The 24,870-nt window shown below is 69.0% G+C and carries 25 protein-coding genes; 10 read left to right on the top strand and 15 right to left on the bottom strand.

What is annotated here, in order from left to right; genetic code table 11:
• Positions 1–220 precede the first annotated feature (220 nt).
• The 3 genes from HUA75_RS37660 to HUA75_RS37650 all read left to right on the top strand — a co-directional run bounded on the left by HUA75_RS37660 (position 221) and on the right by HUA75_RS37650 (position 3,460).
• Positions 221–1,711 (top strand): HAMP domain-containing sensor histidine kinase, encoded by a 1,491-nt coding sequence (locus HUA75_RS37660; RefSeq protein WP_174489178.1) that lies wholly within the window; start codon positions 221–223, stop codon positions 1,709–1,711.
• Between the two features lie 100 nt (positions 1,712–1,811).
• Complete coding sequence (locus HUA75_RS37655; RefSeq protein ID WP_141646378.1) at positions 1,812–2,417, top strand: hypothetical protein; 606 nt, start codon at positions 1,812–1,814, stop codon at positions 2,415–2,417.
• Positions 2,418–2,473: 56 nt separating this feature from the next.
• Positions 2,474–3,460: a LysR family transcriptional regulator gene (locus HUA75_RS37650; RefSeq protein ID WP_141646379.1), complete on the top strand. Its 987-nt coding sequence runs from the start codon at positions 2,474–2,476 to the stop codon at positions 3,458–3,460.
• A 53-nt stretch (positions 3,461–3,513) separates the two neighbouring features.
• Here HUA75_RS37650 and HUA75_RS37645 read toward each other — a convergent pair whose 3' ends face one another.
• Genes HUA75_RS37645 through HUA75_RS37635 form a run of 3 tightly spaced genes read right to left on the bottom strand, consistent with a single transcriptional unit; the run spans position 3,514 to position 6,085 of the window.
• Positions 3,514–4,452, bottom strand: coding sequence for a pirin family protein (locus tag HUA75_RS37645; protein WP_141646380.1), 939 nt, complete (start codon positions 4,450–4,452; stop codon positions 3,514–3,516).
• Positions 4,453–4,512: 60 nt separating this feature from the next.
• Positions 4,513–5,442, bottom strand: a complete 930-nt coding sequence (locus tag HUA75_RS37640; protein WP_174489177.1) for a LysR family transcriptional regulator — start codon at positions 5,440–5,442, stop codon at positions 4,513–4,515.
• 52 nt (positions 5,443–5,494) lie between these two features.
• Complete coding sequence (locus HUA75_RS37635; RefSeq protein ID WP_174489176.1) at positions 5,495–6,085, bottom strand: TetR/AcrR family transcriptional regulator; 591 nt, start codon at positions 6,083–6,085, stop codon at positions 5,495–5,497.
• A 188-nt stretch (positions 6,086–6,273) separates the two neighbouring features.
• Here HUA75_RS37635 and HUA75_RS37630 point away from each other — a divergent pair, with 188 nt between their 5' ends.
• The 3 genes from HUA75_RS37630 (at position 6,274) to HUA75_RS37620 (ending at position 8,894) form a co-directional block, all read left to right on the top strand.
• A complete protein-coding gene (locus HUA75_RS37630; protein ID WP_174489175.1) occupies positions 6,274–7,284 on the top strand; it encodes an NAD(P)-dependent oxidoreductase in 1,011 nt (336 codons plus the stop codon).
• A 34-nt stretch (positions 7,285–7,318) separates the two neighbouring features.
• Positions 7,319–8,332 carry an NAD(P)-dependent oxidoreductase gene (locus HUA75_RS37625; protein ID WP_174489174.1) on the top strand — a complete coding sequence of 338 codons (1,014 nt, stop codon included), beginning with the start codon at positions 7,319–7,321 and terminating at the stop codon, positions 8,330–8,332.
• 136 nt (positions 8,333–8,468) lie between these two features.
• Positions 8,469–8,894, top strand: coding sequence for an ATP-dependent helicase HrpB (locus HUA75_RS37620; protein WP_174489173.1), 426 nt, complete (start codon positions 8,469–8,471; stop codon positions 8,892–8,894).
• Here the strand turns inward: HUA75_RS37620 and HUA75_RS37615 are convergent, their stop codons facing one another.
• From HUA75_RS37615 to HUA75_RS37605, 3 genes are all read right to left on the bottom strand, one after another.
• A complete protein-coding gene (locus HUA75_RS37615; RefSeq protein ID WP_217439503.1) occupies positions 8,895–9,395 on the bottom strand; it encodes a MarR family winged helix-turn-helix transcriptional regulator in 501 nt (166 codons plus the stop codon).
• Between the two features lie 57 nt (positions 9,396–9,452).
• Positions 9,453–9,836, bottom strand: a complete 384-nt coding sequence (locus HUA75_RS37610) for a response regulator (protein ID WP_217446468.1) — start codon at positions 9,834–9,836, stop codon at positions 9,453–9,455.
• Positions 9,837–9,913: 77 nt separating this feature from the next.
• Positions 9,914–10,267: a helix-turn-helix domain-containing protein gene (locus HUA75_RS37605; RefSeq protein ID WP_141646387.1), complete on the bottom strand. Its 354-nt coding sequence runs from the start codon at positions 10,265–10,267 to the stop codon at positions 9,914–9,916.
• A 428-nt stretch (positions 10,268–10,695) separates the two neighbouring features.
• On the opposite strand from HUA75_RS37605, the gene HUA75_RS37600 reads away from it, so the two are divergent.
• The 3 genes from HUA75_RS37600 to HUA75_RS37590 all read left to right on the top strand — a co-directional run bounded on the left by HUA75_RS37600 (position 10,696) and on the right by HUA75_RS37590 (position 15,326).
• Positions 10,696–11,991, top strand: coding sequence for a GDSL-type esterase/lipase family protein (locus tag HUA75_RS37600; protein WP_371746279.1), 1,296 nt, complete (start codon positions 10,696–10,698; stop codon positions 11,989–11,991).
• Positions 11,988–14,213, top strand: coding sequence for a serine hydrolase (locus HUA75_RS37595; protein WP_174489170.1), 2,226 nt, complete (start codon positions 11,988–11,990; stop codon positions 14,211–14,213). Before HUA75_RS37600 ends, HUA75_RS37595 begins: the two co-directional genes overlap by 4 nt.
• Positions 14,214–14,432: 219 nt before the next feature.
• The gene (locus tag HUA75_RS37590; RefSeq protein WP_174489169.1) at positions 14,433–15,326 is read left to right on the top strand and encodes a YIP1 family protein; all 894 of its coding nucleotides are present in this window, start codon (positions 14,433–14,435) and stop codon (positions 15,324–15,326) included.
• A gap of 10 nt (positions 15,327–15,336) precedes the next feature.
• On the opposite strand, the gene HUA75_RS37585 is transcribed toward HUA75_RS37590, so the two are convergent.
• From HUA75_RS37585 to HUA75_RS37575, 3 genes are all read right to left on the bottom strand, one after another.
• Positions 15,337–15,762, bottom strand: a complete 426-nt coding sequence (locus HUA75_RS37585; RefSeq protein ID WP_141646391.1) for a low affinity iron permease family protein — start codon at positions 15,760–15,762, stop codon at positions 15,337–15,339.
• A 104-nt stretch (positions 15,763–15,866) separates the two neighbouring features.
• The gene (locus tag HUA75_RS37580; protein WP_174489168.1) at positions 15,867–16,958 is read right to left on the bottom strand and encodes a hypothetical protein; all 1,092 of its coding nucleotides are present in this window, start codon (positions 16,956–16,958) and stop codon (positions 15,867–15,869) included.
• A 223-nt stretch (positions 16,959–17,181) separates the two neighbouring features.
• On the bottom strand, positions 17,182–17,646 hold the full coding sequence (locus HUA75_RS37575; RefSeq protein ID WP_174453725.1) for a hypothetical protein: 465 nt from the start codon (positions 17,644–17,646) through the stop codon (positions 17,182–17,184).
• Positions 17,647–17,864: 218 nt separating this feature from the next.
• Between HUA75_RS37575 and HUA75_RS37570 the strand changes: the two genes are divergently transcribed.
• Complete coding sequence (locus tag HUA75_RS37570) at positions 17,865–18,584, top strand: trimeric intracellular cation channel family protein (protein WP_174453726.1); 720 nt, start codon at positions 17,865–17,867, stop codon at positions 18,582–18,584.
• A gap of 18 nt (positions 18,585–18,602) precedes the next feature.
• Here HUA75_RS37570 and HUA75_RS37565 read toward each other — a convergent pair whose 3' ends face one another.
• The 6 genes from HUA75_RS37565 to HUA75_RS37540 all read right to left on the bottom strand — a co-directional run bounded on the left by HUA75_RS37565 (position 18,603) and on the right by HUA75_RS37540 (position 24,638).
• The gene (locus HUA75_RS37565) at positions 18,603–18,797 is read right to left on the bottom strand and encodes a hypothetical protein (RefSeq protein WP_141646395.1); all 195 of its coding nucleotides are present in this window, start codon (positions 18,795–18,797) and stop codon (positions 18,603–18,605) included.
• Positions 18,798–19,216: 419 nt separating this feature from the next.
• A complete protein-coding gene (locus HUA75_RS37560) occupies positions 19,217–19,945 on the bottom strand; it encodes an SMI1/KNR4 family protein (protein ID WP_174489167.1) in 729 nt (242 codons plus the stop codon).
• A gap of 3 nt (positions 19,946–19,948) precedes the next feature.
• Positions 19,949–21,286: a DUF4150 domain-containing protein gene (locus tag HUA75_RS47250; RefSeq protein ID WP_254627983.1), complete on the bottom strand. Its 1,338-nt coding sequence runs from the start codon at positions 21,284–21,286 to the stop codon at positions 19,949–19,951.
• 12 nt (positions 21,287–21,298) lie between these two features.
• Positions 21,299–22,339: a 3-oxoacyl-ACP synthase gene (locus tag HUA75_RS37550; protein ID WP_174489166.1), complete on the bottom strand. Its 1,041-nt coding sequence runs from the start codon at positions 22,337–22,339 to the stop codon at positions 21,299–21,301.
• Positions 22,336–23,358, bottom strand: a complete 1,023-nt coding sequence (locus tag HUA75_RS37545; protein ID WP_174489165.1) for a DUF2169 domain-containing protein — start codon at positions 23,356–23,358, stop codon at positions 22,336–22,338. Before HUA75_RS37545 ends, HUA75_RS37550 begins: the two co-directional genes overlap by 4 nt.
• A gap of 20 nt (positions 23,359–23,378) precedes the next feature.
• Complete coding sequence (locus tag HUA75_RS37540; RefSeq protein WP_174489164.1) at positions 23,379–24,638, bottom strand: TIGR02270 family protein; 1,260 nt, start codon at positions 24,636–24,638, stop codon at positions 23,379–23,381.
• Positions 24,639–24,870 lie beyond the last annotated feature (232 nt).

Genomic DNA, 24,870 nt, shown 5'->3' with positions numbered 1-24,870 from the left:
ACGATTGCCCTCGCCCGGTGCTGACGCCGTGCGGGGAACCCCCCACCATGCCCGGCTGCTGTCCACTCCGTGAATCCCCCACGTCCTGGGCTTGTTCCTCCAGTCATGAAGGGGGCGTCCCATCCACATCCGTCCCCGGCTTCAGCGAGGTCCCAATCGTGAGCTTCCCCGCCCAGAGCCAGGTCGTTCGTGGAGTCCGTCCGCCGTGCCAGGAGGCGACATGAGTCTGCGCGCCTGGCTCGCCGCCATCATGGGTGGCCTCGCCCTGCTGACGCTCGTGGCCGCCACCGCGCTCATCGTCCTGACGAACGCGCAGAACCACTCGGCGAACACGCTCGGCAACTCCGTGGAGGGACTCCACCTGGCGGAGGAGCTGGAAATCGACCTGCTCATCCACTTCCGGCTCAGCGGCGTGACGGGCCCGGTGGAGGTGACGTCCGAGCGCATCCGGGGCAGGACGCTCCAGAGCATCGAGTCCTCGTTCCCCCGCTTGCTGGACGGCCTCAATCGCAGCGCCTTCGGCGCCCCGGAGCAGGCGCTCATCCGGGAGGTGGATGAGCACTTCAGGCAGTACCTCGCCACCCAGCGAGAGGCCGCCCGGCTGCCCCTGCGACAGCGCGCCCAGCGGGTGATTCCCGCGCTGGATGCCTCGCTGGATTCGCTGGAGCGGCTGGTCCAGCTCAACGTGGAGGAGGCCCGGACGGCGCGCGAGTCCTCGGCGGACCTCAACCGGATGGGCAACACCGTGGGCCTGGTGCTGTGTGGTCTCCTGCTGGTGGGCCTGGTGACCGGCACCTACCTGCTGCGACGCATCGCCTGGCAGCCCCTGCGGGACATCAGCCAGTCCATGCGCCGCTTCGGCGCGGGACGCAAGCGCACCCGCGCGCCGGTGGCGGGCCCCACCGAGCTGCGCGACATGGCGCGCACCTTCAACGAGATGGCCAACAGCCTCACGCACCAGCAGGAGCAGCAGCTCGCCTTCCTCGCGGGCGTGGCGCATGAGCTGCGCAATCCGCTGTCCGCGCTGAAGCTGTCCACCGCCCTCACCGAGCGCAGTCGCGCGCAGCTCACGCCGGAGCGCATGCAGCGCACGCTCGCGCTGGTGGGACGGCAGGTGGAGCGCCTGGACCGGATGGTGGGGGACCTGCTCGACTCCACCCGCATCGAGGCGGGCAAGCTGGAGCTGCGGCCCGAGGTGCGCGACGCGCGCGAGCTGGCGCGGGGCGTGGTGGAGCTGTACCGCTCCAGTGACGGCGGGCACGTGCTCCAGCTCGACGTGCCGGAGACGCCCCTGCTGGTGCGCGTGGACCCGGACCGGCTGGAGCAGGTCATGGCCAACCTGGTCAGCAACGCGCTGAAGTACTCGCCGTCCGGCAGTCGCGTGGATGTGGCGGTGCGCCGCGAGCAGGAGGACGTGCTCCTGCTCGTGAAGGACCAGGGCATCGGCGTCACCGAGGAGGAGAAGGGCATGCTGTTCGCCCCCTTCCAGCGGCTGGGTGATGCCCGGAGCAAGCGCGCGCCGGGGGTGGGGCTGGGGCTGTCCGTCGCGCGGCGCATCGTCGAGGCCCATGGCGGGCGCATCGAGGTGGAGAGCACGCCCGGAGTGGGTTCGACGTTCTGTGTCCGGCTGGCCCTCGCCACCCAGGAGGCGGGGGGCGCCGTGGAGCTCCCGGCGGCCACGGCTCCGGTGCCTCCGGACGCCCTGCACTAGACGCAAAGCGTTGCGTGCCGCGCTTCCGTCGGAGAGGCTGGGTGCGCCAGGGAGGCGTCGGACGTACCTTCCGGGCTCCATGACAGGAGTCGCCTGGAACATGAAGATTTCGCGCCGAGTCGCGCCGCTCGCCATCCTGCTCTCCGTGGGAGGACTGGGGGCGTGTGCCTCCCGCCAGCCGGCGCCCGAGGCCCAGGCCGCGCGGCCTGCCTCCGCCACGCCCGCCTCTGTCATCCAGTCCACGGAAGGGGGCTTCTCCGTCGCCCTGCCGGGGCCGGTGAGCGAGGAGCGCCGCTCTCAAGTCACCGATGTGGGCGAGGTGACACTCCACACGTTCATCGCCGTCCGTCCGGAGTCGGACACGGCGTACTACGTCTCGTACACGGACTTCCCCGCGGCGGCGGTGTCGCAGGCGAAGCCGAGCGACGTGGTGTCCCGCGCCAGCCTGGGTGCGCTGGAGGCCCTGGGCGCCACGGGCGTCTCCTCGAAGCCCCTGACGCTGGAGGGCTTCCCGGGCTGGGAGGTGGAAGGGGTCTCCGGGCCGCGTCGGCTGCGAGGCCGCTTCTACCTGGTGGGCCCCCGGCTCTATCAGCAACTGCTGCTGCATCCCGAGGGCAAGCCGCCCCAGGACGCGGAGGGCTTCTTCGAGTCCTTCCGCCTGGACCCCCAGGTGGCGGCCATGCTGTCGGGCGCGCAGCGCTCCTGAGCACGCGGAACCGGGTGTTCCGGTGATGCGGGCGGGTGCGGTATGCCAGCCCCGCGATGAATCTCTCGGCCATCGACCTGAACCTGTTCCTCGTGCTGCACGCGGTGCTGGAGACGGGGAGCGCCACGGGCGCGGCGCGGCAGCTCCACGTCACGCAGTCGGCGGTGAGCAACGCGCTGGCCCGGCTGCGGGAACTCTTGGGGGACCCGCTGCTGGTGCGTCAGGGAAAGGGGCTGGTGCCCACGCCTCGCTGTGAAGAGCTGCGGCCGCTGCTCAACAACGCGGTGGCGCAGCTCCAGGTGGCCGTGGATGGCAAGCGCTTTCTGCCAGAGGAGAGCACGCGCCGCTTCACGCTGGCCTGCGGTGACAATCAGGATATCTGCGACGTGCCCCGCATCGTCGAGGCCTTCGCGCACCGCATGCCGCAGGCGCAGCTGCGCGTGGTGAGCATCGACTTCCTCGTCGCGTCGGATGGAATGGCGACGGGGGAGGTGGACGCCGCGCTGGGGCCCTGGGCGGTGGCCACGCGGGAAGGCTTCTGCGTGGAGGACCTCTACCTGGAAGAGGTGGCCTTCGTCGTCCGCAAGGACCACCCGCTCATCCAGGGGACGGTGCTGACGCGGGAGGCGTTCAACGCCTCGAAGCACATCGACATCGTCATCAGCCAGGGTCGTCCGGGCGTGGGGCGCTCGATGTTCGAGCGGTTCCGCAAGGAGAACGGCCTGGAGTACAGCTCGGCGCTCGCCGTCTCCCACTTCATCGCCGCGGGCATGGCCGCGACGCGCACGGACTACATCGCGGGAATGCCGGGACGCACGGCGGAGGTCTTGTGCGCCATGCTTCCGCTGAAGCGCCTGCGGTTCATGCCCGCGCCCCCGCCCATGGCGATGTCACTCATGTGGCACACCCGCACGGACGCGGACCCCGGCTCGCGCTGCTTCCGGCAGTTGGTCGCCGATGTGTTGAAGGACAGGCCGGTGACTCGCGCGGAGCCGCGAGCGAAGCCGCCCACGAGCCCCGCGCGCCGCGCCCGGAGCCGCTGACGCCCGCCGGACTCGGTGGTCCGGGGGCGCCCGCATGCTTCAGTCCCGCGCTGTCATGAAGCGCCCGCCGTGTCCTCGGGGAGCTCGCCGAACTTGCCGGACTCGAAGTCGTGAATGGCCTGGAGCACTTCGCGCTGGCTGTTCATGACGAACGGGCCCAGATGGACGATGGGCTCGCGCAGGGGCTCACCCGCGAGGACGATGAGGTGCGTGTCAGTCTCGGCACGCAGGGACAGGAACTCGCCGTCGTTGGCGAAGAGGGCGAGCTCGCCCTCGGTGGCCGTCTCACCGCCGGAAGTCACGCGACCGGAGGCGACGAGCACGATGGCGTTGTGGTGCTTCGGCAGGGGGACCTGGAGGTCCGTCCCCGCGCGCAGCCGCACGTCGAGCATGGAGATGGGCGTGAAGGTCCGCGCGGGGCCCTGGGTGTCGTTGAAGTTGCCCGCGATGACTCGCACCGTTCCGCCCTCGACGGGGACGGTGGGAATCTGCGCCGCGGTGATGGGCTGGTAGCCCGGCGCGGCCCGCTTGTGAGCGCGGGGAAGGTTCACCCAGACTTGAAGCATCTCGAAGACGCCACCGCGTCGGGAGAAGGCATGCTCATGGTACTCCTCGTGGAGGATGCCGGACGCGGCCGTCATCCATTGCACGTCGCCCGGGCCGATAACGCCCGAGTGGCCCGCGTTGTCTCGATGCGCGACGTTTCCTTCGAACGCGAGCGTGACGGTTTCGAAGCCGCGATGCGGATGCCAGCCGACGCCCCGCTGACCCTTCGCGAGGGGCGGGTAGTGATGCGGCGGATGGTGGTCCAGCAGCAGGAAGGGGCTGACACGTTCCTGGGACACGCCCCCGCTGGGGACGAGCGTCTTCACGCGGAAGCCGTCACCGACCCAGTGGAAGGGCCCGCCGCCGTGGACGCTCTCGAGCGTCCGCGCACGGGGAAGCGCGTGGGGAACGGTAGGGGGAGTCAGTGTCTGTGTCGTGGTGCTCATGACACAGAACGTAAGGGTGGAAGCGGAGGTGTAAATCGCTCCCGCGCATGATGCTTATCATCACGTCGTGTGATGGTCCCCGAGCGCGAGCTGGCAGAGGGAGGTGAGCCGGTTGGAGGCCCACGTCGCCACGGGCCCCAGCGGCGTGCCCTTGCGGCGCACCAGGGCGAGGGGCCGCTGTGGCGGAGGCCCGCCCTCATAGGCGGCGAGCCGCAGACGCACCAGTCTCCCCGCCGCCAGGTCCTCGCTCACCAGGTGCTCGGGCTCGTGGCCCCAGCCGAGCCCGCCGAGGATGAGGGCATGCTTCGTCATCAAATCCGCGACGCGCCAACTTTTCGCGGAGAAGACGCCCCGGTCCGCCGTGCCTGTCTTCCCGGAGGGCAGGCGCTCACTGAGGACGAGCTGGGTGGTGGTGGCGAGGTGCTCGTCGGTGATGACGCCCTTCACCGCCGCGAGGGGATGTGTTGGCGCGGCGACGGGGAGCATGCGCAAGAGCGCGATGGGGCGCTGCTCCAGGCCGGAGAGGTCCAGGTCCGCGCCGGCGATGGCGAGCGTGGCCTTGCGCTCGCGCAGGCGCTCCGTCACGGCGGCGAGCAGCTCCACCTCCAGCGTCAGCTCCACGCCGGGGTGCGTCTGCGCCAGCTCCTTGACGAAGGACAGCAGCGCGGAGGTCGGGAACATGGCGTCGACGACGAGCGCGAGCTTCGTCTCCTCGCCGTTCTTGAGGCGGCCGACGACTGTCTGGAACGTCGCGAGGTCGTCATGCAGTCGCTGGGCGGCGGCGACCACGGCCTCGCCCTTCATCGTCAGGCGGGGGACGCGGCTGCTGCGGTCGAAGAGGCGCATGCCGAGCTGCTTCTCCAGCCGCTGCATGGCCTGACTGACGGCGGGTTGTCCCTGGCCCAGGCGCCGGGCCGCCGCGGAGAAGCTGCCCTCTTCGGCCACCGCGCGGAGCGTCCGGAGCTGGTCGATGGTGACGCTGTCGAGCACCGCGTGACTGCATCACATCGACGCGGGCGTTGCACGCGTGGCGGGCCTTGCCCTACTTGCGCGCCGACAGCCAGGAGACGATGAGCGAGCCCAGTGTCGTCGCGGCGGTGCTCTCCGAGATGGCGCCCCGGAGCATGTCGCGTGAAATCGCCTCCGCCGCGCCGATGATGCCCACGCAGCGCAGGCGCAGGGTCTCCTTCGGCAGCTCGCAGTAGGGCGCGAGCGCGTCCCGGTAGAGGTCCACATAGCGGTCCAGAATCGTTTGATAGAAGGTCTCCATCTGCCCGTCGCCCTTGAGCGCGGCGGAGATGGCGTGCTGCTCGGGACCGATGGTCAGGTAGCAGTGCATGTACGAGCCGCTCATCACCTTGGCGACGTCCTCCAGCTTGCGTCGCGTGCGCTGGAGCGCCTCCTCGAACTCAGCGAGCTGCGCGGCGTCGATGCGCTCATACAGCGCCATCAGCAGCCCGGCGCGTGACTGGAAGTGCTCGTAGGGGATGGGCTTGCTGACGCCCGCGCGCTCGGCCAGGTGGGCGAGCGTCAGCGCGTCCGTGCCTTCCTTCCTCACCACCGCCATCGCCACGTCGAGCAACTGCTCGCGTCGCTGGGCCTTGGGGAGCTTCTTGGGGGCGGGTTCACTCATGGGACGTCGCGGCGGCACCCTTGGGGCTTAGCTGCCTCGACGCGGACGCGCAACCGGACCCTCGTCGTCGAAATCGTGGCGAACCTACTTTTAGTAACTTACTTTAAGTAGGGTCAGCGCGGCACCATTTCCCGCCGGCCCTCCGGCCCCCTCAACCACTGCCTCTCGGGCAGGGGAGCGCACCCGTCATGTCTTCGAACCCTCGGAAACCCGTCCTCATCATTGGTGGCTCGGGCGTTGTCGGCTCCCTGGCCGCCAAGGCCCTGCGTCGGCTGCAACCGGACCTGCCGCTCACGATTGGCGGCCGGGATGTGTCCCGCGCCCAGGCAGTGGCCCGCGAGGTCGGCCTCGCCGACGCTGCGACGGTAGACCTGTCGCGGCCCGATTTGGGCCAGCCCTCGAGCCGCGCCTACAGCGCCGTCGTCCTGTTCGTGAAGGACGACACGCTCAACTCGCTGCGGTACGCGCAGGCGCACGGGCTGCCGTACCTGGGCATCTCCACGAGCCTGTTCGAGGTCGCTCCCGAGGTCGCCCTCCACATGCACCAGCCCACGCGCTCGCCCATCCTCCTGGGCAGCGCCTGGCTGGTGGGCGCCGCCACGCTGCCCGCGCTCCAGTTCGCCCGGGAGTTCCGCGCGCTGGAGTCCATCGCCATCGGCGCCGTGCTCGACGAGCAGGACGTGGGCGGGGCCGCCGCGTACGCGGACCTGGACCGGCAGTCGAAGGCCACGCCCAACACCCTCATCCTGGAGAACGGACAGTGGCGCTGGGTGGGAGGCGACGCGGCGCTGCGCACCTTCCGCGACGGAGAAGGGCAGGACGTCCAGGGGCAGGCGTACACGATGCTGGACCCCGCGAGCCTCGCCGCCGCGACGCAGGCGAAGTCCATCCGCTTCGATGTCGCCATCGGCACCTCCGCGCCGCGCCGCCGTGGCGAGCCCTTCTCCACCGAAATCATCTTCGAACTCGAAGGCACGCTGCACGACGGCACCCGGACGCGCGTGCGTCACGAGTTGATGCACCCGGAGGGACAGGCTCCGATGACGGCGGTGGGCGTGGCCGTGGGCGTCGAGCGGTTGCTCGGCCTCGCGGGAGGCGCACCCGTCGCGCCGGGGCTCTACCTCCCCCATGTCCTCATCGAGCCGGAGTACCTGCTGCGCCGACTCCAGGAGTTCGGCGCCCGGCTTCGTCGCGCATGACCTTCCCCTCTCTTCCACGCACAGGAATCCCATCATGAACGCATCGAACCTGAAGCCCGTCCTCGTCATCGGAGGCTCCGGCATTGTTGGACGCCGGGCCGTGAAAGCACTGCGCGAGCTGCACCCGGAGCTGGCCCTCCGGATTGGAGGACGTGATGTGAGCAAGGCCGCCGTGCTCGCCAGGGAGCTCGGCCGGGCGGAGGCCGTGCGCATCGACCTGGAGCGCGATGATTTGGGCCTGGCTCCAGACGCCGCCTTCAGCGCCGTGGTGGTGCTGCTCAAGGACGACACCCTGCGCTCGATGAAGTACGCGCAGGCGCACGGGCTGCCGTACGTCTCCTTCTCCGACTTCGTCTTCGACATCGGCCCGGAGGTCGCGCTCCACATCCAGAAACCCACGGCCGCTCCCGTGCTCTTCCTGGGGCACTTCCTGGGCGGCACCGTGGCCATGTCCACCCTCCAGTTCGCTCGCGGGCTGAAGAAGGTCCACTCCATCCTGATTGGCGCCGTCTTCGACGAGGAGGACGTGGGCGGGCCCGCCGCCAGCGGAGACATGGAGCGGCTGACGAAGGGCGTGCCCAGCCCGCTGATTCGCAAGGACGGGAAGTTCCTCTGGGCCACCACGGAGGAGGACACGACGCGGACCTTCCAGGGCGCGGACGGCACGCAGTGGAAGGGCCGGGCGTATCCGTTGCTGGACGTGGCCACCCTCGCGGCGGTGACGGACGCGAGCACGGTGCGACTCGACTTCGCGGTGCGGGCCGCGTCGAGCCGCCCGGCCGGTCAGGGTCCCGGCCATGAGGTCATCATCGAACTCATCGGAGAGTTGCCGGACGGGACGACGACGCGCGTGCGCCACACGCTGGTGGATGGGGATGTGCATTCGGGGCTGAGCGGGCGGGGCGTGGCGCTCGCGGTGGAGCGATTGCTGGGGCTCGTGGGAGGGGCTCCCGTGGCCCCGGGGCTGTACTCGCCCGAGGGGGTGTTGGACCCGGCCCACGTCGTCGAGCGCCTGAAGGCGTGGGGCACGCGGATTCAGCGCGCGTGACTCGGTGAAGTGTCTCCCGCGTGGACGAGGGCCCGACCTTTCGGGAAGGGCCCTCGCGTCGCGCCCGGAGGCTGTCAGCCCTGGCGGAGATACTCGCGGGTGACGCCTTGCTCCACGCCCGAAGGAGACGGTCCCCATGACGAGCCCGCTGACCGCGGCACCACTTCCACTTCCGCCGCAGGTGACGCCGCCACCGGTGAGTGTCGCGGCCGAGAAGCACGAAGCGTCCCGGTTCGATGGCGTCCTCGCGGACAAGGCGAACGCCCCTTCGAGCCCGAGCGCTCCACGTGAGGTCGCTCCCTCGAGCGCGGTGCCCCCGGTCGCCAGCACCGAACGGACGGTGCTCCACGGCATCTCCCGCTTCGTCCAGGAGCTGGAGCAGGGCCAGCGCGTGCTGGACGACATCATCCAGTCCGCGTCCTCCGGCGCGCACTACTCCAACGCGGAGCTGCTGGCGCTCCAGGCATCCATGTACCGCTACACGCAGTCCCTGGACCTGGTGAGTCGCGTCGTCGAGAAGGGCACCAGCGGGCTGAAGGACGTCCTCAAGACGCAGGTGTAGCTACCCCGTCTTGCGGCGCTTGCTCGCGGGCGCGGGCGGAGGCTCCTGCTCCAGTCGAGAGCTGAGGGCCTCGCGGATGGCGAGCACGCGGGCCTTGAGGTCCTGCAACTCCTCCAGCGATGAGCCCGACGCCTCCAGGATGGACGGAGGCACGCACTCCGCCTTCGCGCGCAAGCCGCGCCCCGAGGTCGTCAGCCGGATGCGCACCTGCCGCTCATCCAGCACGTCCCGCTCGCGCTTGACGAGCCCCGCGGACTCCAGCCGCTTGAGCAGCGGCGTGAGCGTCCCCGAGTCCAAGAGCAGCCGCTCCCCCAGCGCCTTCACCGTGACGTCGTCCTCTTCCCACAGCACCAGCATCGCCAGGTACTGGGGATAGGTGAGGCCCAGCTTCTCCAGCAGCGGCCGGTACGTGCGGTTGAGCAGGTGCACCGTCGAGTACAGGGTGAAGCAGAGCTGCTCGTTCAGGTGGAGCGCGTCGACGCGCTTCTTGGGCAGGGGCATGGCGGTTCCTCCCCGCAACATGCGGCCCAGGTCCATTGCGCGCAATGGAATCGCGCTTCAGGACGTTCCGGGAAGGCGCGAGCCGCGCAGCCAGTGGGGCACGCGCTCCAGGAGGTCGTGCCCGTCGAAGGGCTTGAGGAGGGTGTCGAGCACGGCCGGGTGGAGCACCCGCCGGGGCGTCAGGGCCACCACGGTCAGCCCGGTCCAGGCGGGGTGTCGGGCGATGCGCTCCAGGAAGGCGTACCCGTCCATGCGCGGCATCTCCATGTCCAGCAGCACCAGGGAGGGGCGCCCATGCACCTCCAGCCAGGTGAGGGCCTCCAGGCCGTCCTTCGCCACGGCGCTGCGATAGCCCGCGCTCGTGAGGACGTCGACCACGGAGGCGCGGAGGTCCGCGTCATCCTCCACGACGAGCAGCGTTCCTTCGGAGGCTCCTGGCATGAGAGGTCGTCTCCCTAGGTCATGGTGGGCGCGGGGTACAGGGAACATCTGCCGGTTCGCACCGGCAGAAGAGGTCCTCAGGTTTCCTCGAACATGGCCTGGAGCACCCTCCAGGCGAGCTTCACCTCCGGGCCGGAGAGGCTGGACAGGAAGTCGCAGATTTCCGCCACCTCTTCGGTGCGCTCCTGCTCGAAGCCGTTGAAGAGCGTCTTGAGCGACACGTCCAGGCCTGTCGTCAGCTTGCCGAGCGTATCCAGCGACGGAGAGAACGCTCCGCGCTCGATGCGACGGATGGCATCCACCGAGAGCTCGCACCGCTCCGCGAGGGCCTCCTGGGTGAGCTCCCGGTTGTTGCGCAGCTGGCGCACATGGCCACCGAACTTGCGATGGAACCTCGTCCAGTTCGCTACCTTGTTCTTCGCTTTCTCCATAGTGGGTGACGGGTAATCTGGGGACTCCGCGTCCCAAGTGAAGTGAAGGTGTTGTCGGTTGGACCTCGGATGTCGCCCGTCCGCCAACTCGGAGGCCCTGTGTGTCGCAGGGTTGCGGGAAACCAGGAGGCAAGGTGCGAGCGCATCCCTTGCCCATGCTTCCCTGAGGAGCAGGGAGGCTGGCGGGCCGGGAAAATGCGCGAGCGGAAGAGTTCGTCTACGCTGCACGCCGCATGACGCATTCGGAAGTCGGGTGGGGTGGACGGCGGGCCGTGTTCCACGTCCTGGCCTGCTGTGGCCTCTTGGCCGCCTGTGAAATCGGTTCCGAGGTTCGCCCCCTCACCGCCCCGGAGCCTGTCACGGCCCCTCCGGCGGCGGCGGTGGCGCGCCCTCCGTCTGAAGCTCCGAGGCCACCCGAGCCCGACCCCGTGCCACGGCGCGTGGCGCCGGAGCCCACGGAGCGGACGCGGTCGACGCAGGCGCTGGCGGTGAAGCTCGGGGCGCTCGGGGCGAAGGTGGATGACCCGTGCGTGGCGCCCGCGGGTACGGGCTGCGCTCGCACCGCGCTGGCGTCCTTCTTCGAATCGCTGGATTCCCTGTCCGCCGGCACGGCATCCGGGCCCACGGTCATCGAGGCCTTCGGCAACTCGCTCATCGCGGGGGACCGCATCGTGGACATCCTCCGGGACGACCTGGGCGCGGGCTTCGGCGCCGCGGGCCGGGGCGTGCTGCTGGTGGACCGGATGGCGCCCTATGGTGGGCGTGGACGCACCGGCTACAGCAAGGGCGGGTGGGAGCCCCGCACGCTGGGCGAGCTGCGCAAGCCCCCGCACCCGTTTGGAGTCACGGGCGTGTACCACGTGGCCACCGTCGCGAAGGCGCGCAGCCGCTTCAAGCTGGAGGGCGAGCCGCGAGGCACCCTGTGGTGGCTGGATGTCCCGCACGGCGGCGCGCTCACCGTCCTGAGTGGAGACACGGTGCTGGCCCGGACGGAGCCCACGGGAAGTGGTGAATCGAAGGCCACGCGCTTCGAGCTGCCCGCGGGCACGACGTCGGTGGACGTGGTGGCGGAGGCGAAGGGCGCGGTGGTGCAGGGCGTGGTGTTGCAGCACGCGCGTCCTGGCATCGTCCTGGACATGCTCGGGGTGCCGTCCGCGGATGCGAGCCTCTATGCGCGGCTGGATGACGCGGCGCTGCGCTCGCAGCTGGCGGAGCGCGACCCTCGGCTGCTCGTCTTCTTCCTGGGGGGCAACGAGTCCAAGCGCCTGGAGTGGAAGCGCACGGATTTGGAGACGCTGCGCAAGGACTTGGGAGCGCTGCTGCGTAGGGCTCGAGCCGCCGCGCCGGGCAGTGCCTGTCTGGTGGTGGGGCCCATGGACGCGGTGCGGGACACGAAGGACCGGGGCAAGGCCTTCACGCAGCGCCCCTTCCTGGAGGCTGTCGTCGACGCGGAGCGGGAGGTGACGCAGGCGGAAGGGTGCGCCTTCTTCAACCTCTACGCGGCCATGGGGGGCAAGGGCGCGCTCTCGCGCTTCCACCAGTCCGGGTTCATGCACGAGGACCTGGTGCATCCGCGCGGACGGGGGCTGGATGTGCTGGGCCACCTGGTGACGGACGCGCTGCTGCGCGCCTGGGTGGAGACGCCGCCGGCCTCCCGTCGCGTGGCCGCGCTGTCGCCCGCGGCCGGAAGCCCGCCTGGTTCGACCGTGGAGGCCGCGCCATGATGACGCCGAGGGGGCTCTTCGCCGCGCTGTGGTTGTTCGCGACTCCGGCGCTGTCGGCGCCGCGCCTCACGCCGGTGTGCGAGCCCGTGAGCGCGGCGGAGGCCGCCGAGGGCCCGCGCGGGTTTTCTCCCGAGGTGACGCAGGCGCTGGATGCCATCGTCCGCTCGGAGCTGTCCCAGGGGCCCGTCGCGGGGCTGACGGTGGGTGTCACGCGCGGGGCGCAGCGTTGGGTGTGTGGCTATGGCCTGCGGGACGTGGCCAAACGTCTGCCCGCGACGCCGCGCACCACGTTCCGCATGGCGTCCGTCACCAAGTCCTTCACCGCCGTCGCCGTCTTGCAGTTGGTGGAGCAGGGGAAGCTGGATTTGGACGCGGACATCCACACGCTGGTGCCGGGCTACCCGGCGAAGCAGTGGACCGTCACGGTGAAGGATTTGCTGGGACACCTGAGCGGGGTGCCCACGTATGACGGGCTGGCCTCCAGCAACAACGTGAAGCCGGTGAGCACGGGCGAGGCCATCTCCGCCTTCTCCGAGAAGCCGCTCGCCTTCGAGCCGCGCACCCGCTACCTGTACAGCACCTGGGGCTACAACCTGCTGGGCGCGGCGGTGGAGGCGGCGTCGGGGAAGTCCTATCGCGACTACCTGCGTGAGAACGTCTTCCAGCCCGCGGGCATGGAGCACGCGGACCTGGACGTCACCGCGACGCGCGACGAGCACCAGGCGGTGGGCTACCGCGTGAAGGACGGCGTGCTGAAGCCCTCGCGCTTCCTGGATGTGTCCAGTCGTTTCGGTGGAGGTGGGACGCGGGCCACGGTGGGGGACATGCTCGGCTTTGGTCGCGCGGTGCTGGCCCACCGGTTGGTGAAGCGGGACACCATGGGGAAGATGCAGGCGTCCATGGCCACGCGCGACGGGCGCCTCACGGACTACGGCATGGGCTTCGCGACCTATCCCCTGCGCGGCCACTACCTGGTGGCGCACGCGGGCGGGCAGCCGGAGACGACGACGCTGCTGGTGATGTTCCCCGCCGAGGACACGGTGATTGCGCTGGCCACCAACATCGAGGGCGAGGCGAAGCGGCTGAGGCGCCTGTCCATCCGGTTGATGGAGGGCGTGCTGGAGAGTGGTGTCACGCGCAGGGACGCGCACTTCACGGACCCGGTGGACTCGGTGGTGTACGAGGGACTGGGGCGCATCGCCAGCTATGGTCTGGCGTATCACCTGTGGGCCACGCGAGGGCCGGGCACGCTGCCGCCGGACGAGGACCTGCCGGGTGCCTTCGCTCGTGTGTCGGAGCTGCTGGACCGCAAGCTCATCGGCAAGGACGCGAAGGCGGCGCTGGAGCGCATCCGCAGCGGGCATGACCCGAAGCTGGGCTCCGTCTTCATCCGCGTGGGCGCGCAGATGGCGCGCACGTTGGAGAAGGCGCATGGCCCCGAGCGACTGCTGGCGTACCCGGCGGAAGGTCCGCTGTCGTTCTTCGCGGACTATCTGGCCGCGTGTGAAGCTCAGGGTGTGCCGGACACGGAGCGCTTCGGCGAGCCGCTGCGCGGGGACCTGCTGCGCTTCGTCGCCGGGTGGAAGCGGGCGGAGGTGCCGGAGTTGCTTCGTCTGCGGCTGGATGAGACGAAGAACCCGGAGGCGCACTGGCCCGCGCTGAAGAAGACGGCGGTCTTGTCGCCGGATGTGCGGCCGGACTATTCGGACGAGCTGCTGCGCGTCGCCGAGGGGTTCGCGTGGCGCAAGCAGTCCGCGAACCGCGTGCGTTGGCTGGAGCGGGCGGTGGAGTTGCAGCCGAGGAGCGTGGATGCCCGGTGGGCCCTGTCGCAGGCGCTGCTCACGGTGAAGCGGGACGGGGAGGTGCTGGCGCATCTACAAGAGGCCCTGGCGACGCCGCAGGGCGCGCTGGCGCTGGCGCCGATGTCGTTCCTCAAGCGCGTGGTGATGGACTCGGAGACGCCGCGCGTGGGGCTGGGCCTGGTGCGCGCGGCTGTGGCGCTGCACCCGGAGTCACCCGAGCTGTGGGAGGCCCTGGCGAAGCGGGAGAAGGCCCAGGGCCACCCGGCCGAAGCGAAGGCGGCCTTGCGTCAGGCCCGTCGCGCGCGCGAGGCCCGTCCTCCGGAGTCGACCGCCGAGCCGGCCAACCGGGCAGGCGTGGACCGTGGAACGGGCCCCGTGCCGGATGACCACGGCCTCGTGCGCCCTCGTCAGTCTCTTTGAGTCGAGGATGGCGCCGGCCTATCGAGCTGGCGTGTTGCGCGAGCCGCGTGCCGGGTGTCCCATGGATTCGTGCCGTGCGCCCGTGCCAGTCGCTTTGAGGCGAGGACTTCGCCTGCCAGCTGGGATGGGTGTGGCGCGAGCCTCGTGCTGGATGACCACGGCCTCATGCGCTCGCACGAGTCTCGCTTGGGCGAGGTCGTCCGGGAGGACTGTGCGAGGATGCCTCTCGTGTCCGGCATCCCGTGTCCCTTCTGTCAGGCCTCCTTCGCCCCCGGCGCTCAGCGCTGTCCGGCGTGTGGCGCCTCCCTGCTGGTTGCTCCTCCCGCCGACTCGGACGTGGCCGTCTGCGCCATCCATCCGGAGTGGATGAGCTTTCATGCGTGCACGCGCTGCGGCGCCTTTGCTTGCTCACAGTGTCTGCGCGAGGGTCCTCGCGGCGAGCTGGTCTGCGCGCGGTGTCATGAGCGCTCGCCGTACGCGCCACTCCCGTGGGACCAGCGCGAGGAGCTGGGCTGGGTGAAGGCGTTCTGGAAGACGTGCGTGGAGGTGATGCTTCGTCCGGGCGTCACCTTCGGACGGATGTCACCGGAGGGGAGCGTGGGCAGCTCGCTCCTCTTCGCCCTGCTCACGGCGTTCGTCGGCTACTTCGTCACCAGCCTGTTCTACTTCGCCGTCCTGCTGGTGGTCCCCTACGAGAACCTCGCGTCCCGAGGGATGGGCGAGCCGGGCCCTTCCTTCTTCCGGGGCCTCGTCGTCTTCTTCTTCTTCGGCTGGGTGGTGGTGATGCCCGTGCTGAGCATGGTCATCACGGTGGTGGCCTCCGCGTTGGACCACGTGGTGCTGCGGCTGGCGGGAGCGCCGAGCACGTTCGCCGCGACGCTGCGCGGACATGCCCTGTCCCAGGGCGTCTACCTGCTGGGCCTGGTGCCCTTCTGCGGCATGTATGTGATGCCCTTCTGGAGCGCTGGCGTGCGAGTGGCCGCGTACCAGAAGCTGTACCGCGTGGGCTGGGGACAGGCCGCCTTCGGCGCGCTGCTGGTGCCCGTCCTCTCCTGCTGCCTGGGCGTGGGCGGCTATGCCGCGATGATGATGTCGCTGGTGAAGTCGCCCTAGTCGCACAGGCTCAGTGCTTCGAGCCCGAATCCGATGCGGGCTCGTGCCGGTCATCGTGCCCCTGGGCGACGTGGCGTCCCCGGGCGCGCTCATGCACGCGCTTGAACTGGAGGGAGAGCTCCGCGAGCTCCTCCTCGGTGGCGTCCTCCAGGTCCGTGAACTCGTTGCGCGCGTGCTTCTGCGCGCGGATGAGTTCGTCGAGCTTGAGGTGGATGGCCTTCGCGTCGCGGTTCTGCGTGGCCTGGATGACGAACACCATCAGGAAGGTGATGATGGTCGTCGACGTGTTGATGACGAGCTGCCACGTGTCGCTGAAGTGGAACAGCGGCCCCGTCACCGCCCAGATGACCACCACGGACACCGCGAGCAGCAGGGCCTGGACGGAGCCCACGCGCTCGGACACGCCCTGGGCGAACTTGTGGAAACGCTCGTGCATCCCTCAAGGGATGGGCATGAGCGGGAGGGTTGGCTTGCTTGTGCGGACGCTCGCACGCCGGGCTGGCGAGGGGCCCGAAAGCCTGCTCACCCTCCAGGCGGTCGCTACTGCCCGGCGGAGGTTCCCGAGGGGAGGGCCGCGGTGACGGTGCGCTGCTTGGGCCAGAAGCGCGCGCCATGCACGCCGTCCAGCTGGGCGATGCGCTTCTTGCTTCGCGCGTCGTAGATGCGCGCGCTGTGGTCGGAGGCCACGAGCAACAGCGCGCCTCGCACGCGCAGCTCCACCACCGACGTGGGCTCCAGCGACAGGGCCTCCGGCTCGGACAGGCGATCATTCGCCTCCCAGCGCAGCGGCGGCATCAGCACCGGCAACTCGCGCGCCGCGCGCCACGCGTACAGCGGTCCTCCATGCGTCTCCAGCGAGACCCAGGCGCCGTACTCCGTGTGGCCCTTGTCCTTCACCACCGCGTCCAGACGCACCGCGTCCTCGCTGCCCTCGGAGAGCTCCGTCGCCGTGGGCGCATCCGGGTCCGTGCCGAACGTCGAGGACACCAACTGGCTGGCGGTGGCCAGCGCCGTCGTGCCCGCCGCGTCCTCTCGCTCGTACACCGTCGCGACGGACTCGATGCGCTTCCACGCCTCACCCTCGCGGCGGTACGCATGCGCGAGGCCCGGGCTGCCCTCCGTTTCCGGCACGGGCAGCCGCCGGCCATCCACGACGAAGACCTCCTCGCCTCGCTCTTCCTTCCGCGTCAGACCCTCCAACTGCGACACCAGGGCGACGACACGGCCCTGTGCGTCAAAGCCGAGCGAGTCCGTGTGGCCCTCGTCTGGGAGTGCGAGTGACACAAGGCCCTGGGGTGAGTCGAAGTCCACCTTCCAGGCGCGCGGCGGCACCGTGCCTCCGCCCCGGTCCACCAGCGCGCCCTGCTTGCCGTCCGGGCTCCAGGCCAGGCCCAGGCGCTCGCAGGGGGCCTCCACGGTGGCCAGGGCCTTGCGTAGGCCCGTGGCGTCCTGGCGCATCCAGGTACAGCCCGAAGGCGACGCGTCCTGGAGGAGCGAGAGCGCGAAGGTGGGGGCGGGCTCCGCGGACGGAGGGGGCGCCGGAGTCGCGGGCGCGGGGTCCTGTGACTTCTTGCAGGCACCCCCGAGCAGCAGGGTTCCGAGGAAGAACGCGGGGCCAAGGCGGCGGAGCATGAGGCTCTCCGGTGCGGGTTCCCTCTCACCATCGCAGAACGCCGGGAGTGGGAGGAAGTCACCCCTGGAGTACACAGCGCAGAACTTTCAATAGCCCACGCGTGGATGGGTGTCATTCACCCCGCCTGCCGTGTCGAGGTGCTCGTTGCAGGACAATTTCTCGGAGGGTGCGCGCCGAGCTACTCGACGCGCCGGGCCTTGTCCGCGCCGCTGACCGCGGGACTCAGACGAGCCAGCCGCTCTCGTCGAGGAAGAGGGCTTCGCTGAAGGGGTCTTCGTCCTTCTTCTCGCGCGCGGGTGGGGTGTCCGCGAAGTAGAGGCTGCGGCCGTCCTTGACGACGTGCAGGACGCGCAGGTCCTCGCGGGCGCGGGGCGTGACGATGAGCGGGTTGCCGGAGAGCACGACGAAGTTGGCGCGCTGGCCTGGCGCGAGGGTGCCCTGGGGTTCGGGTTCCTCGTCCGAGTTGCCGCTCGACAGCTTGTCGACGACGGCGGGAATCACCGTCCCACCCTGGAGCGGGATGACCTCGGTGTCGGGGCCGCGCAGCGCGAGGACCTCGGCGCGCGTGCCCACGGCGAGGATGTGGCCGTCCTGGAGGGCCAGGGCCTCGGCGGTGGGCTGATGCTCGTTCATGGTGAGCAGGGTTCCACCCTCGAAGATGCGGTCAGCGGGTCGGGAGGGATTCATGGCCTTCGCTCCGGGAGACGCGGGTAGACAGGTAAGTTGCGTTCGCGCGGAGGACGCGGCCATGGGGGCAGGGAGATGTTGTCCTGTCGCCCGAGTGCCAGCCCGCTGGGGAGGGAATGCCAGGCATGCGGCCCCTGACCCTCCCGGCGCGGGTTGCTGGTGGCCAGCGGCGTCCCCACGCTGGTGGATGGCGGTGTGCTGACGGGCCGCCGCGCGCCATGTCACTCGACCTGACTGAACCGAATGTGCAGGAGCAGGTCATCTCCTTGGGGACGCTCGTCGCGGACCTGTTGGGGGTGTTCTCTGGCTCGGTGTTGGGGGCGCTGCTGGCCGAGCGGCGGAAGATGGACCTGATGGGCTTCCTGGTGCTGGGGCTCGTGTCCGGCGTGGGGGGCGGAATCCTGCGCGACACGCTGCTCCAGGTGGGGCCGCCGCTGGTGCTGGTGAAGCCCGCCTATCTGGTCGCGGCCTTCACGGGGGCGTTCGCCGCGTTCATCTTCGAGCTGCGGCACGGGCCGACGGTGAAGCTGTTGTCCGCGCTGGATGCGCTGACGCTCGGCTCCTTCGCGGTGGCGGGGACGCAGCGGACGCTGGAGGTGGGGCTGAGCCCTGGGACGGCGGTGCTCATTGGCATCATCACCGCGGCGGGGGGCGGCATCATCCGCGACGTGCTCATCCGGCGCACGCCCACGGTGATGAGGCCGGAGCCTGGGTATTACGCGCTCGCCGCCTTCGCGGCGAGCCTGGTGTGTCTGGCATTCTCGCTGACGGGGCACCGACGGTTGGCCCTGGTGGCGGGAATGGCGGTGGGCGCGGCGGTGCGGCTCATCTCCGTGCGGCGGGGATGGAGGCTGCCCGTCAAGCGCACGCGCGACGCGCCCCGGAAGGGGGACGACTTCGGCGGGCCTGGCGAGGACGAGGGCTGGACGAAGCCGTGAGGCTCGGGGCCCTGTGTCTCAGGGCTGTTTCTTCTTGCGGAGGACCTCGGCGGGGAGGTTGCGCCGGAAGGGGCGCAGGAGGGCCGCGACGACGGGCGCGACGGGGATGGGCAGGGCGACGAGGATGAGGATGAAGAGGAGACGGAAGGCGCGACGGATGTGTCGCGCGAGCGCGCGCAGGAAGGCGAGCGCCCGGGAGAGGAACCGGGACATGGGTGCTCCTGGGACTGAGGGGACTGCCGGAAGGCGGAGGCGTTCCGGGAGGGCTCAGTGGAGGAGCGACCTGTGGAGCAGGAAGAGGCGCCGGGTGGGGCCTGGGGGATGCCTCTGGACGCGACCGTGGACCGGGGAGGTCGAGGAGGCGGAGGCGGTGGGCCGGGCTGGGCCGGGGGTGGTGCGCCAGGCGTAGCGGACCAGCTCGGGGGCGCGCGGGGTGGAGGCGGAGCCGCCGGACTGGGAGGCGGAGACAGGGGCCGGACGGGGCAGGGCCTGCGCCGAGGCACCGCTACCAACGAGCGTCAGGCAGGCGAGGAAGAGCCTGAGCCAGCGCAGGAGGTGGGAGGGGTGCCCGTGCATTCCGGCTCAACATCGCCATGGGGTGGGGAGAGTCAAGTTGGCGGGGGCGGGCGACTCTACGCTTCTTCAATGCCGTCAACATCCTCCAGGATGGATTGGAGTCTCCGATGCTCGGTGAGGTCGCTCACACCCATCTTGAGCGAAAATCCGGGAGCATCCGGGGGGCGGTAGAGGTCAATCGCGGCATCGTGTCGTTCAAAAACCAGGCAGCGATTGGGAAAGGGACGCCGGACGAAGCCAAGCTTTTCCAGGGTCAATGCGAAGTTTTCGGCGTCTGGTGGTCGCTGCCCTTGAGTTGAATACGGCGTTACATACTCCGTTGTGTGCGCAAAGGTCGGGAGTGCTACCTGGCTCATGGCCCAGCTGAACAGCAACTCACGGAGGCCCACGTAGACGCGGCTCGCACGCGTTTCCCACGCATGCTCACTCAACGGAATGCGGACAACCTGGCAATCTCCGTCCGGAGAAAGCGTTTCGAGATCCAGCCAGTAGTGCTGCGCATCCACGGATGGGTCTCCCAGAACATAGAGAAACCGGCGGGGCGGCAGATAGGTTGGCGGAGTCAGTCGATAGAAATCGATGATGTCGAGAGGGTTGTATCCGTCCACCCGTGCGAGAAGGGGCCCCCCTCGTTCGCCCATGAAGAGGCAGAACTCTCGATAGAAATCCGGAAGGGGGTGGCCAAAGGCTGCTTCCAGTTCTTCAAGGGCCCAGCCATCAACTCCCGAGATGTCATTGCGGAAGTCGGGGGAGTAACGCTCGAGAAGTGTCAGTAGTTCGTCCATGGGTCAAGGGCACTTCAGATGGTTGTAGCAGAGCATCTCGGGCAGGAGCTTCTGGCAATCCTTGCACGAGGGCACGGAGTCACCATGACTGAAAGTCTCCGTCACCTTTCGTTTCCCCTGGGTGTCCACATGTTCGTAGGTCACTGTTACCTGCGGATTGGCTTCCGGAGCATAGAGTCGCTCGGACAGGGTCTTGATGCTGTGACCTTGAGCTCTTCCATTTTTTAGCAACTGAGGGGCCGCGCACTCCCATGCCCTTCTCCCTTCCCTCTGGAGATGGGCTTGTTGACGGGGACTCGGTTGGAACCCGGTCACTGGAGTGAATCCGGCGGAGATGACCGCCGCCTGAAATCCCTTGGAGAGGGTGCCGGAGCGAGCTGCAAGCAGCTTCGGTGCCTTGACGCACTTGCAGGTGCACGCTCCTACCATGTAGCCCTTGGTGAACGTGTTCTCCTTGTGGTCGAGATCCAGCACTGGGTTCATGGCGCCGATCTCTGTGTTGATGCGGTCCATCTCTTTGCTGATGGCTTCAATTGTCGCATCACTTTGATGTCTTATTGTGCTTATCTTCTTGTATTCGACCTTGAGGTCGGCTTCGAGTTCTTTGAGCGCTGCGCCAATGGTTTTGAGTTCCTCCAGGGATTTTCTTTGTCGGGCTGCGCCCTGACGAAGGAGTAGTTCTTTTCTGGAGTTCTCCTGGTGCTTCAGGGGCAAGGACGCCTGCCGGGCTTCCTGGTCCGCGCGGCTTCTTAAGTTGTTTCGCTCTTTCTTGAGCCTGCGGTGCTCGTTGATCAGGTCTCTTTGAGGTTGGTAGCGCTTGTTGAGTTCAAGGATGATGTTCTCAGCACTGCTGCTGATTTGGGGTGTCTCTAGAACAAGATGCTTTTTTCCAGACTGTCCGCATTCAGGGCACTTCTTGTCATTCCCATACGCAAGCCCAGTACCTCCAGCGGAGATGAAGGTGGTGTTGTACGTGTTCCCGTTGTGCAGGGTGACGTCGAGGTAGCGGACCACGCCCTTTCCCTCCACCTTCACGTCCACGCTGCCGCTGCCCCAGGCCATCTTCCCCTTGAACTTGGAGGAGATGAGGCCTCCCGCTGTCCCCGGCTCGTCACCCGAACTCGTGCTCAACTCCGAGCTCGTCAGCGCCACGGGGTGGCCCTCAATCGTGACGCTCGTGCTCCCCTTCGTGAGCATCGAGTCCTGCGCTGAGTTGACGAAGGGCGTCGGCACAGGTCCTCCCGGTGTCGGCACCTTACAAACATCGGGCGCCGCCGAGGTGTGCGTGTTGCCGTCACCCTTGTGGAGAATCGAACGGCCATTCGCGTAGACGCGACCCATGGTTCCTCCTCTTCACGACTTCGGAATCATCTCCACCACGCACGCCCCCACACGCCCCCCGTCCCCACTCCCATAGATGAGCGTCCTCCGCGCCGCTGGCTCCCTCCACCTCGCTCGGTGCAAGGCCACGCCCAGCATCACAGGCCCCGCCCCAGCCCCCGCATCCCCCAGCCCCTCTCCCGACAAGTGGACCCGCAGCGGCTCGGGCATCAGCCCCGCGTTTCGCAGGTACGCCCGCGAGAACTCCGTCCCCCAGAAGGACTCCCCCGGCTGACAGGCCAACACGCCATCCACACGCCGCCCGCCCATCACCCCGTCGCCCCGCACGCTCTGGAGCACCTCCGTCAGCCCTTCCGCCAGACTGGGCGCCGTCCGCGCAAAGGGCCGAGGCTCGACCGCCAGCGCCGTCCCCAGCACGACTCCTGTCTCTTCCAACCCGAGTGACTTCGCCGCCCCTGGCCGAGTGAGCACGACGAAGCCCGCGGCCTCGCCAGGAATCCGTCCGTCCGGGTTCTGCCGCCCCAGATGGAGCCGCGCCTTCGACAGCCCCTCCAGCGATGCCGTATCCCCCAACGAGTCCACCGCCCCCACCAGGGCGACTGCCCCGGCTCGACCGGACTGCAGGTCTCTCGTGGCCGTGGCCAGCGCCTCGAAGAAGGCCGCTCTGCCTCCTTCGTGAACCTTCACCAGCTCCAGTCGCCCATCAGCTTCCGCCAGCAACGCGGACACCAGTGCCGCCCGCTTCACCTCCGCCCCCAACCCAGCCTCCGGGAGCCCGAGATACACAGGCACGTGTCCCCTCGGTGGCAATCGCTCCAGCACGGGCCGCACCCCGGCCAGGGCCTGTCGCGCCAACGCGGACATGCGCTCCGTCCGTGTCATCGCCGCGTCCAGGAGACTCAGCCGAGATGCCCTCACCGGTTCACCCAGGTCGTCCTCGACTTGCGTCTCCGCGAAGCGCACGAGGCCCGCTCGCAGTGACGCGAGCGTCAGGTGGGTCGTCGTCCCGATGGGCGTGCACAACCCCAGCCCCACCACCCTCGCTCCGCTCATGACACGTCCTCCCACGACTCCAGCAGGCGCACCGTGCTCACCTCATGTGTCGCCAACCTCCGATGCGCCGGAAACGTCGCCCGCCAGGTGAGCACCACCCGGCGCTCCTCGGGCTCCAACCGCACCTCGTCCAACGTCATGCAGCGCTTCTCCCGCTTCCCAGCGAACATGCAGCGCGCCAGCAACCTGTACTCAGGTAGATGGAACGCCAGCGGTCCGTCCGGGGACACTCCCTCCAGCACCACGGGTTCACCTCCTCGCAAGTGAGATGAGGCGCGCATCGTTTCGGGTGCCACCTGGAAGAAGCGCTCGTCGAAGTCCGCGGGCCACAGGGGCGCTCGCTTCTCCACCCATGAGGAGTCGTAGGTCCCTGCCCAACCCACTCGTGGATGCCAGTGCCGAGCCACCGGTCCAAAGCCACACGGAGGAGGTCTGTCCGACCACCCGCGTACCGGTGCCTCCGGCATCTCGATGGATGGCAACGGCTGCTCCAGCGCCTCCTTCGCACTCGTGTAGAAGCCGCGTCCCACCGGATTGCGCGGCTCGTACCCAGACGCTCGTGTGCCTCCGAAGCTGTACTCGTACCGCAGCGGCAGGGACTCGAACGGCAGCGGGGCCGAGGCGCTCAGCCCGACCAACCCCCGATACCAGACGCGCGTGCCCCAGACCTGTGCCCGCTTCTCCACGGGCCCCACGCGTAATCGCACTTGAGTCCCCGCCACCTTGCGGCCGCGCGGTGCCCACGCTCGCCCGTCCAACAACACGTCCGTCGCACGCCGCGCATAGGACGATGGTGCTTCATGACGGAGGCTCGACGTCTCCGGTGGTCCCCAGTACGCGTCCGTCCTCGGTGGCGCGGATTGGATGCCGCTCAACGCCAGCGGGGCCACCGAGGCTCGTCCAGGCGCGGGGAGGGTGAAGCTGCCAGCCACGATCAGGATGAGGCCGTCCTCTCCTTCCTTTGTCTGCGTCAGGAAATCAGTGGCTGCGAACGGAGTGAGGTTCTCGAGCGCGGGCATGGTGTGAGTCCTCGGCGCGCTCAGCGAAGCGTGGAAACGAGGGGCCCGCTTCCCAGCACCAGTCTCGCCCCTCGGGCCCGCGCGAGGGCTTCGCGCTGGCGATGGGTGAAGGCTCGGGTGGGAATGACGTGCTGCCCGCGCGTGCGGATGGCCAGCTCGCGTGCCAGCACGTGCCGACGTCGCATCGAGCTCGACTCCAGGGCCTCCATCAGCACCACCCCGCTGAAGGGCTGCCCCAGCAGATAGCGCTGTCCCTCCACGAAGCGACTCCGTGACTCCGCCCACCAACCCCGGACAGCCGACACGTTCGGCCACGGCAAATCATCTTCGGGGCGCACCGTGAGGTCCGCTTCGGGGTCCTCGGACTCGTCGGGCTCCTCTTCCTCGAGCAGGGCGTACGGCCCCTCCAACTGGAGTCCCGTCATGGCCGAGAACGCCTCCCCCGCGAGCCGGGCCACACCGCACACGTTGAGCAACTCCGCACAGAAGTCCATCGCCGCGAGCCGACCGCTGAACCCCAGCGCCCACACGACTTCGGGACGAAACTCGTCGTCCTTCGCCAGTCCCACCAGGAAGTCCGTGTCCTCTTCACCGCCCCCTATCGCGAGCAGCACCATGGCTTCCGGTGTGAGCGCCCGTGCCTCCCTTCCACATGCCTCCCACGCCAGACGCAGCCCCGCGGTCAGCCCCGCCTCCACGGCCGCCAGCCGGATGTCGGGATGCGCGGAGGCGAGCAGTGCGGGCAACATCCGCCGCGCAAGCTCCTCGGGCAGTGGCCTTGCGCCATGGAGTGCGGCGATTCGCGCCCTCGGTTCGTCATGCGGGAAGTACCGCGCGAGCACCTCGGGCGACGTGCCTTGTCTGCCGGCCAGCGTCTCCAACACGCGAGCCTGAAGGTCCACGTCGCCCAGCTTCAACAGTAACTCGAGCGCCGTGCTCAACCCCGCGACCTCGCTGACTTCCAGGGCGCGGCACATGGCGACACGGGGTTCGACCTCCGACCCACGCAGTCGCGACAGCACTTCGTCCACGGCGCCCTGACTCAGCAGCACATGGGTGGCGACGGAGACGCGAGCCGCTTCCTCCGAGTCGAACGCCGGCCGCACCACCGCCTCGAGTGCTTCCTGCTCCGCCAGTCCCTCCAGATGACCCAGCAGGCGTTCCTCCCGCTCCGCTGTCGCCAATAGCGTCGCATCAGGAGCCACGAGCGCCTGCTCCCATTGCTCCCACCGGAAAGAGGCCTCATCGAGGTGCTCTTCCCAGACATCCACCAACATCATTGATGCCTCCCCCCAGCCAAGCACCCAAATCCTGGCGTTGCGCTCTGACATCGAGTGCGGACCTGGATGCGTCCACACGGGTCGCCGGGATACGGTTGTGCCTTTGCAGGTTGTTTGAAGTGAGGGTGACTTGTGAAGTAGTCAGGACTTGAGGTCGCGTGGTCCACGTGTCCGGAAGGGTGCTTCTGTCCACTCGTGAGCGAATGCGGGCTCACGGTCGACGTGAGCCCCG

The organism is Myxococcus sp. CA040A, from assembly GCF_013336725.1.
Lineage (GTDB): Bacteria > Myxococcota > Myxococcia > Myxococcales > Myxococcaceae > Myxococcus > Myxococcus llanfairpwllgwyngyllgogerychwyrndrobwllllantysiliogogogochensis.
Note: the sequence above shows the minus strand (reverse complement) of the source record. Positions and strands in the feature narration are given on the sequence as shown.